The organism is Bacillus sp. AFS098217 (genome assembly GCF_002551815.1).
Classification (GTDB): domain Bacteria; phylum Bacillota; class Bacilli; order Bacillales; family Bacillaceae_G; genus Bacillus_A.
In genome coordinates, this window is sequence record NZ_NVPR01000014.1 from 45,264 (window position 1) to 53,039 (window position 7,776).

At 32.7% G+C, this 7,776-nt stretch carries 5 protein-coding genes, 1 pseudogene and 2 riboswitches; all 6 genes and pseudogenes read left to right on the top strand.

Annotated features, from left to right (window positions below; genetic code table 11):
- Positions 1-42 precede the first annotated feature (42 nt).
- Positions 43-1,419, top strand: a complete 1,377-nt coding sequence (locus COO03_RS02830) for a glycosyltransferase family 2 protein (protein ID WP_097894958.1) — start codon at positions 43-45, stop codon at positions 1,417-1,419.
- 39 nt (positions 1,420-1,458) lie between these two features.
- Positions 1,459-3,303: an LTA synthase family protein gene (locus tag COO03_RS02835; protein WP_097894959.1), complete on the top strand. Its 1,845-nt coding sequence runs from the start codon at positions 1,459-1,461 to the stop codon at positions 3,301-3,303.
- Positions 3,300-3,443, top strand: coding sequence for a hypothetical protein (locus tag COO03_RS26830; protein WP_154724657.1), 144 nt, complete (start codon positions 3,300-3,302; stop codon positions 3,441-3,443). The genes COO03_RS02835 and COO03_RS26830 overlap by 4 nt, the downstream gene beginning before the upstream one ends.
- Positions 3,444-3,671: 228 nt before the next feature.
- Positions 3,672-4,616 carry a phosphatidylinositol-specific phospholipase C/glycerophosphodiester phosphodiesterase family protein gene (locus tag COO03_RS02840; RefSeq protein WP_097894960.1) on the top strand — a complete coding sequence of 315 codons (945 nt, stop codon included), beginning with the start codon at positions 3,672-3,674 and terminating at the stop codon, positions 4,614-4,616.
- 403 nt (positions 4,617-5,019) lie between these two features.
- Positions 5,020-5,256: pseudogene (locus tag COO03_RS28245) on the top strand (hypothetical protein); the annotation flags it as partial.
- A gap of 103 nt (positions 5,257-5,359) precedes the next feature.
- Positions 5,360-5,448, top strand: a riboswitch (cyclic di-GMP riboswitch).
- Positions 5,449-5,837: 389 nt separating this feature from the next.
- Positions 5,838-5,926: riboswitch (cyclic di-GMP riboswitch) on the top strand.
- A gap of 55 nt (positions 5,927-5,981) precedes the next feature.
- Positions 5,982-7,776, top strand: a 1,795-nt coding sequence (locus tag COO03_RS02845) for an isopeptide-forming domain-containing fimbrial protein (protein WP_141539378.1), incomplete at its 3' end; no start/stop codon positions are given.

Genomic DNA, 7,776 nt, shown 5'->3' on the forward strand with positions numbered 1-7,776 from the left:
AAGTGATATAAACATGTTTCAGACAGAGGAGGGGTTAAAAACATGCATACCAATAAAAATAGAATGCTGATTGGTTTATGCGTATTATTGGCAGCGGTTACAGTTATTTATTTTACGGGTATGAATAATCTATCATATGCCGCAAAGGTAATTTTGTCTATTTTAGTAGCAGCGTTAATATTTTTTACACAATTTCAAGGAATTCTTTCGTTATATCAGGTGACGATCAGTTTGTTAGGTTTATTTAAGAATAAAAAGACCTATCAAGTAGAAAATAATTCGGCTTCTACTCGTTTTGCAGTACTCGTTTGTGCACATAACGAAGAGAAAGTAATTGAACAAATTGTTCAAAACTTAAAAAATGTTGATTACCCAAAAGAACAATATGATATTCATGTCATTTGTGACAATTGTACAGATGAGACAGCTCAAATCGTTCGTGAAAATGGAGTGAATGCTTGGGAAAGGCAGGATTCTCAAAAACGAGGAAAGGGTTACGGCCTAGAGTGGATGTTTCAAAATTTGTTCCGTTTAGAAAAAGAAAATAAGCAAGTATATGATGCGGTTGTCATTTTGGACGCGGATAATATTGTGTCACGAAATTTTTTACAAGTATTAAATCATAAGTTAGTAGAAGAAAAATACGAAGCGGTTCAAGCTTATTTAGATTCAAAAAATCCAAAGGATAATTGGATATCCAAGTCTTATGCGCTTTCCTATTGGTCTACAAATCGATTGTATCAATTAAGTAGAGGGAAGCTAGGGTTATCAGCTCAGCTAGGAGGAACTGGTATGTGCTTTTCTATGCACATCTTAAAGGAGATGGGCTGGGGGACACAAAGTTTAACGGAAGATTTAGAGTTTACAGCTAAATATATATTAGCAACAGGAAAATCTGTTGGTTGGGCGCATGATGCGAAAATATTTGATGAAAAACCGACTGATTTTAAAGTATCCTTCCGGCAACGCGTCCGCTGGATGCAAGGACATATGGATTGTATGGTTCGCTACTCTGTGCCACTTCTTAAAAAATTTATGCAAACGTTTAATATGAATGCGCTTGATATGTTCATTTACCTAATTCAACCAACGAGAACAATGTTATCGGTAAACTCCATTATTTTATTTTTTGTAACATATTATGAATTACTTCCAACTTCGATTATGCCATACGTATTAAGTCCATGGATTTGGCTCATGATAGCATTATCGTTTTATATGTTACCAGTTATTGCGCTATTCCAAGAGAAAAAGGTTAAAAGTGTAATCTGGACGCCTATTGTTTATATATTTGGTTTTTCATGGGTTCCAATCATTTTTTTAGGGTTTATAAAAAGAAAACAAAAGGTATGGGTTCATACCCCGCATAGTCGAGTAATGGACAAAGACAATATGGTAAAGATGGAGGAGTTAACGTAAAGCCTAAAATGACGAACTTAAAAAGCGGAGGAGTAAAAGGTGAGTTTCTTACTTTTTTTTATAATATTATGTAAGCTGTTTATTGGATATACGGAGTTATATGAACAATTTAATATAAATAGTTTTATTGTAGATTCTTTATACATTTTGTTTGTATTTTTTCTAGTGAGATGTTTTGCATCGAAAAAAATACGCCCAACTTTATATGCTGGGATCAGTATATTAGTAGGAATGATATTGATTGCTTGTGTCGTATATAAAAGATTTTATGGAGTAATACCGACTTACCATACTTTATTGTTAGTGAATCAGACGACTGAAATAACAGCCAGTATATCTTCTCTATTAAATTGGAAAGATTTTTACTACATAGCAGATATGATCATCCTACCTTTTATCATATTTAGCGAATTGAAACTTAGTAAGAAACGCAAAGATATAAGGTTTTCAAAGAAGACGATAGGAATTACTTCCCTTTGTTTTATGTTAGCGATTTCCACATTTGTATATACGATGAACAAAAAAGATATTTTAAATGATAAAAAGAAATCTGAAAAAATGGGTGTTTTCTCATACAACTTATCTTTTCCCTTTAGCAAAGTATTCCCTGTGAATAAAGCTTATTCTATGGAAAATAAGAAAATAACAAATGAAATGATTAGAGAAATAAAGAAAGAAAAACCAGTAGAGAATCCTGAGTATAAAGGAGTCGCAAAGGATAAAAATGTAATTATTCTTCAGCTTGAATCACTACAGGAAAATGTAGTCGGATTAAAAGTGAATGGAAAATCCATTACTCCGAATTTAGATCGTCTACGTGAACAGTCGCTTTCGTTTTCTACCTTTTTTCAACAAACAGGGAAAGGGAATACAGTTGATGCAGAATGGAGTGTAAATACATCGACTTATCCAGGAACATATGAATTAAATTCAAATCGTTTTGCTGATCGAGAAGTGCCAAGTTTACCTAGGGTATTAAAGGAACATGGTTATGTAACGAATACATTCCATACGAATGATGCAAAATTTTATAACCGAAAACAACTATATCAAGCGTTAGGATTTGATAAATTTTATGACCAAAAATATTTTGGTAATAAAGATGTGATAGATATAGCTGCGAGTGATCATGTGCTTTATGAAAAAACACTTCCGGTTTTAAAAAAATTAGATGAAAAAGATAAGAAGTTTTATGCACATATTATCGCATTAAGCAGTCATCACCCTTTTAAAATACCGAAAGATAAACAACCTTTACCGTTGCCAAAAGAGTTAGAAGGAACGCAATTTGGAGATTATATTCAAGCGGTGAACTACGTGGATAGAGAATTAGGATTTCTCATAGAGGGATTAAAGCGTGAAGGATTATGGGAGAAGTCATTATTTGTTGTATACGGGGATCATCATATTATTGATACAAATTCTTTACCCGATAATTTAAAACAATACTTACCTGCATCACATGTAAAAAATGGGCAATTTGATCCATATCGCATTCCGTTTATGATTTATTATCCAGAATTAAAAGAAGGAAAAGATTTCAAAAATATAGGTAGTGAGATTGATATCATGCCAACGGTTATGAATTTATTAGGAATTCAGCCGAAAGACCAGGTTATGTTCGGACAAGACTTGTTAAATCAAAAGGATAACATTATTCCACAAAGATTCTATTTTCCAGATGGGACATTCATACATGAGAAGTATTGTTATATTCCAGGAGAATCATTTGAGGGTGGACAGGCTATCAATTTAGAAGGAATGCTGGTTCCATTGGAAGCAAACGTAAAAGACGATTTTGAAAAGACAAGGAAATTATTGAATTTGTCAGATCAATATCTTGAAAACCTTCCGATTAGAAAAGGGAAAGCGAGGGATTCATGATGAGAAAAATGATATTTGTTATGTTATGTAGTATTTTTTTTCTCTTTACGATTTATCGCATGATAGATACGCCGCAGTTAGTAAATTTCTTATTTCCTGGACTTGAAGAGGAGATGCAAGAAAGAGCGGATCATTCTTAAAAAAAAATAAAATGAATAACATGTTAAATTTTATTATATGTAAGGGTGTGTGTTTGGGGTTTCCTGGTTAAAGAAACGTTATTTAGCTAGGAAGTTCTTTTTTCTTTGTCGATGGTTTTTCACTTATTCTTCCCTGCTGGCAAATCGTAGCTTATGTAATGAAAGTGCTTCAAAAGGGAGGAATCTTAACATGAACAAGCCTAATATAAAGAATGCAAGGAGAATTTTATGCGGAAATTGTGGGGAAAAATTTTAAGCTTGTTAACTATTGTTTCTTTATGTGCATGTTCGGCTCAAGAAACAGAGGGAAAACAAGAGGAAGTAAAGGGGAAACAAAACATTAAACAAAAGCAAGAATACACTATAAATACTTTAGATAGCGAGGAGTTATTAATTGCTCACGCAATGGGAAGTGTAAAAGCAAAAGGAATTAATCAACGTTTTACCAACTCTAAAGAGGCCCTTCTAGATAATTATAATGAAGGTATTCGAGCGTTTGAAACTGATTTAAACTTGACAAGTGATGATCGATTAGTTGCTAGACATGATTGGAAAGATTATTTGTATCAAACATTGGGACAAAAGAAACCAGAAGGTGTCGGAACAAACAAACCGTTATCTTATAAATCATTTAAATCCTTGATGATACATGATACGATACATCCATTAGATTTTGAGGAAATTATACAAATTATGAAAGAAAAGAAAGATATTTATCTTGTCACTGATACAAAAGACAACAATCTGGATATTATAAAAAAACAATTCAAATATATTGTAAATAAAACTAAGGAAGTTGATGAGTCCATATTAAACCGTATCATTGTTCAAGTGTATACGAGAGATATGTACGACATGGTGGAGCAAATTCATCATTTTGACAAAGTAATCTATACGTTGTATCAAAGTGCAGATACAAATGAACAAATTCGTGATTTTGTAAAAGATCATGATAATGTGTTTGCGATTACATTTTCACCTGATTTGTGGGAGAAACGGAAAAATGCAATTCCAATGATAAAGGATATGGGAAAAAAAGTGTATATGAATACTTTTAACACAGAAGAGGAATTAGCGTCATATCGAAGTATTGGTGTCGATGGATTTTACACAGATGAATTGAGACAAAAACAAAATGGCTTAGTGATTACAACCGGGAATATAAATAGATAAGGTTAGATACCATTTTATGTCCAAGGGGCTGTCTAAAAAGCCAGTTACCTTGACTTTTTGGACAGCCCCTTTTTGTACATAAATTAGTTGGGTAATAGTACTAGTATTACTTAGATTAGAGTACCTAAAAGGCCGCCTAATAAGTTTGTTACTAAATCTACTACAGGAGTTAAAAGTTTTGTAAGCATAATTTTTTCCCCTCGCTTTCATTATTTTTCCTTGCAATACAATTATATAAAATTTTTCCATATATGGAAGTTTATATGTAAAGTTGCATAAAAATAGTTTTCGGCTGTAATAATAGGAAATTATATGTTAAAGAATACTAAATTCGATCATTATTACATTAATCAACGTATTTATGTATACCGAAAATGAGAGTATAAAATATTTTGTGTAAGTGAATAAAGACGTAAAAAAGGAAGACCTTTTCTTGATAGAATTGAGTTACCACACAAAAGTCACAGAAAAGAGACCTTCCTATGAATCTTCACAATTTGAAGACTATAATCAACGCTTCGCCACATGTTGCCACATCGGTTTTAATAAGACACGTGCAGCATTAGTAACATTCTATCTGAAAAGTCATTTACACAAAAATATTGACGCTTCCATAGGAATTCACTGTTTTTATTCCTAATAATCAGAAAAGATAAACAATAGTTCTAGATATTGCATTATACTCGCCTGAATGTTATGGTAATATTCATCTAAAGAGGAAAATGTGACAAATAAATAAGAAATGTATTTTTTAGCACACTATTTGAAAGAATAGGCCGCAAAGCTTAGAGTCTAAGGTAATAATAATTACTACGATCGTCTGGTTGCACTTTTTACTGCAACCAGACGATCTTTTTTTATTTTTGGAAGGATTATGCAGGACAAGAGTGCTAAAAGGTATGTTTTGATATATTTATTATTTTTATTTTCCATAATTAATATATGAGCTATATAAATTCATTTTAATTTTTCGACATCTAAATCCCTGCGATGCAGAATAAAAAGTAACCTACACTTGTATGCTCTTTCTATTTTTACTTCGCATGTGGCAGAAAAAAGCCCTGACTGCTTCTATGCATGGCCAGATGTTCTCTTCCACCTAAAAAAAGGGGTTTTATGTCGGTTTGTATATAATGTTATTCAAGTTGTTTGGGTAAAAAACTATAGTAGATGAGTTTAAGATTTGATTAAAGAGAGAAATGAAACAAATTAATAGGAAAATGTATTTTTTAGCACACTATCTGAAAGGGTAGGCCGCAAAGCTTAGAGTCTAAGGTAATGATAATTACTAAGATCGTCTGGTTGCACTTTTTACTGCAACCAGACGATTTTTTTATACGAAAATTCATATATAAGGGGATAATTATGAGGAGAAAGAGTATCAGAAGGTATGTTTCAATAATTTCATTAATATTTTTAGTATCATTTTCTATGATGAATATAGGGGTTTCAGTTGTTCGAGCGGCTATGATAGATGTTGTGGATGCAATTAACATTTCTCGCGCAGATGGAACAACCGGTGAACCATATAATGCCACAGATCGTATGAGAGTAGATGTGGAATGGTCAGCGAAGGGAAAAATAAGCGCTGGTGATCAATTCATAATTGATATGCCAAAAGAATTTAATATGTATAATACAAAATTTGATTTAAAAGCTGCAGGAAACCAAACAGCTGGAACATGTGAACTGAGAAATGGATCACTTACATGTACAATGAGCGATTATGTAAATGGGAAGAACAATATAAAAGGTTCTTTATTCTTAGAATATTATTTTGCACTTGAAAGTTACGATGGTGTAAAAGAGATTCCATTAGAATTTAAAGTGAATGGGGAAGTTGTAAATAAGCATGTTAGTGTGAGCAATACAACAGAAAGACCTCCCGTAAGCCCCAATACAGATAACTTAATAAAGTGGGGTTACTATAATGAAGATGGAACGGTTGCAGACTGGAATGTATATGTGAATGCAACTGGTACAGAAATGAAAGAACCTAAGATAAGTGATGAATTAGGGCCTGGTCATGAATTGATTCCAGAAAGTATTGTATTACAAGAAGCAGTGTTTGAGGATGGATATGCACCAAAAGATATAAAGCTCGCTGATTTATCAAAAATTAACATTCTAGCAACAAAATCTGGATTTACAATTGAGCTTCCAGATACATCAAAAGGTTATATTTTGAGCTATAAAACGAAAGTAACGAATCCAGCTTTAAAACCTCATAAAAATACAATTAAACTAGAAGGAAAAAATATAGAGACTGAAGAAAAGACGGAAAAAGTTATTGTAAATAATGGTGGGGGAACTGGTTCGGGTGAGAATGAATCACCGTCTATTGAAAAAAGTATTGTTGATGAGAATGGTAATCTTGTAAATACTCAGCAATTATCACAAATGAATCAATCTATTCATTATCAGATTCGTACACATATACCAACAGACGCACCTAATTATGAGTCAATGGAGATAAGTGATAATTTAGAAGATGTCTTAGAAATTATCGATGCAAAAGTAAATGATCAAAATGGCCAAGATATTACTTCTAAAGGAAAGCTAACAATAGATAAGCAAAATAGTGAAGTAACGTTTATATTAAACAAGGATTTTGATTTTAAAGCGTATCAAGATCAAACAATTTCTTTAGATATAACTGCAAAGATTAAAACAGAAGCGGATTTAACAGCTTATGTTGACCAAAAAATCCCTAATAAGGCAGTATTATTTTTTGATAGTGAAGCATTGATTTCCAATAAAGTAACTGTTAAACCACCAGAATCCCCTCAGGATGGAGTAATAAAGATTCACAAAGTAGATGCTGATGATACAAACAAGGGATTAGAAGGTGCGGAGTTTGAAATTCGAAATGAGAGGGATGAGGTTGTAGCGATACTTAAAACAGACAAGAATGGCTTCTCATCTGACCAAGCCTTAGCGCCTGGATCATATAAAATTTATGAAAAGCTAGCACCTGAAGGATATGAAAAATTAGCAGAGCCAATTTTATTTAAAATTGAAAAAGGTATGATAAACCCAATTCAGCTAGAAATTTCTAATAAACGACTTCCAAAGGAACCGGAGAAACCAGAAACGACGGAACCGGAGAAACCAGAAACGACGGAACCGGAGAAACCAGAAACGACGGAACCAGAGAAAC

Bases quoted from the DNA above. Each gene is read 5' to 3' on its own strand.
- COO03_RS02830 (WP_097894958.1), top strand. From the start codon at position 43: ATGCATACCAATAAAAATAGAATGCTGATTGGTTTATGCGTATTATTG.
- COO03_RS26830 (WP_154724657.1), top strand. From the start codon at position 3,300: ATGATGAGAAAAATGATATTTGTTATGTTATGTAGTATTTTTTTTCTC.
- COO03_RS02840 (WP_097894960.1), top strand. From the start codon at position 3,672: ATGCGGAAATTGTGGGGAAAAATTTTAAGCTTGTTAACTATTGTTTCT.